We start from the raw sequence: 1,235 nt of genomic DNA, 5'->3' as shown, positions 1-1,235 counted from the left end.
TGTAGTGGTCTAATGAAACCGGACACCCATTTAGGTGAGAATGCTCGCCAGATCGAGGTGTCAGATGACCAAACAACGCCGTTCCTTTTCTGCTGAATTCAAACGCGAGGCTGCCGACCTCGTGCTCAAGCAAAACTACAGCTACATCGAAGCCAGCCGTTCACTCGGCGTCGGCGAGTCGGCCCTGCGCCGCTGGGTTGATCAGGTTCAGCAGGAGCGCCAAGGCGTCACTCCGCAGAGCAGAGCGCTGACCCCGGAACAGCAGAAAATCCAGGAGCTGGAAGCCCGGATCGCCCGCCTTGAACGGGAAAAATCGATATTAAAAAAGGCTACCGCGCTCTTGATGTCGGAAGATCACGAGCGTACGCGCTGATCAATCAGCTGAGAGTCCATGAGCCGATTGATTGGCTGTGCAAGGTGTTTGAAGTCACCCGTTCGTGCTACTACGCCCAGCGCCTTAGGCGCCGAACACCTGATGTCGAACGGCTTCGGTTGCGCAGCCGGGTGAGCGAGCTGTTTTCGCAAAGTCGCAGTGCTGCGGGCAGCCGCAGCATCCTGTCGCTGATGCGTGACGACGGTGAGCAGCTCGGTCGATTCAAAGTGCGCAGCCTGATGCGCGAGCTTGACCTCGTCAGTAAACAGCCCGGATCACATGCCTATAAACGAGCGACAGTTGAACGGTTGGATATCCCGAACCTCTTGAGTCGGGAGTTCGATGTTCCGGCACCCAACCAGGTGTGGTGCGGCGACATCACCTACATCTGGGCCCAGGGGAAATGGCATTACCTGGCTGTCGTGCTGGATCTTTGCACACGCCGGGTAGTGGGCTGGGCGTTGTCGGAAAAGCCGGACGCCGATCTGGTTATCAAGGCGCTGGATATGGCTTACGAACAACGAGGCAAACCTCAGGGCCTGCTGTTTCACTCGGATCAAGGGTCGCAGTATGCGAGTCGTCTATTTCGCCAGCGGCTGTGGCGTTATCGCATGCGCCAGAGCATGAGCCGGCGGGGAAATTGCTGGGACAACGCGCCAATGGAGCGCGTGTTCCGCAGCTTGAAAACAGAATGGATACCGAACACGGGCTACAGAACGGCTCAAGAAGCCCAGCGTGATATCAGCCAATTCTTGATGCATCGGTACAACTGGATTCGACCCCATCAATTCAACGGTGGGCTGGCGCCAGCTCGGGCCGAAGAAAAACTTAACGTCGTGTCCGGGATTAGTTGACCACTACA

Annotated in this window: 1 protein-coding gene; it reads left to right on the top strand. The window is 57.1% G+C overall.

What is annotated here, in order from left to right:
• The first annotated feature begins 64 nt into the window (after window positions 1–64).
• A protein-coding gene (locus CKW07_RS25055) for an IS3 family transposase (protein WP_095147513.1) occupies window positions 65–1,227 on the top strand; the annotation gives its coding sequence in 2 pieces (ribosomal slippage) (window positions 65–320 and window positions 320–1,227; 1,164 coding nt in all).
• The last annotated feature ends 8 nt before the right edge of the window (window positions 1,228–1,235 follow it).

This window comes from Pseudomonas sp. Irchel s3b6, from assembly GCF_900187415.1.
GTDB lineage: Bacteria > Pseudomonadota > Gammaproteobacteria > Pseudomonadales > Pseudomonadaceae > Aquipseudomonas.
This window is presented reverse-complemented; position numbering and strand designations above follow the sequence as displayed.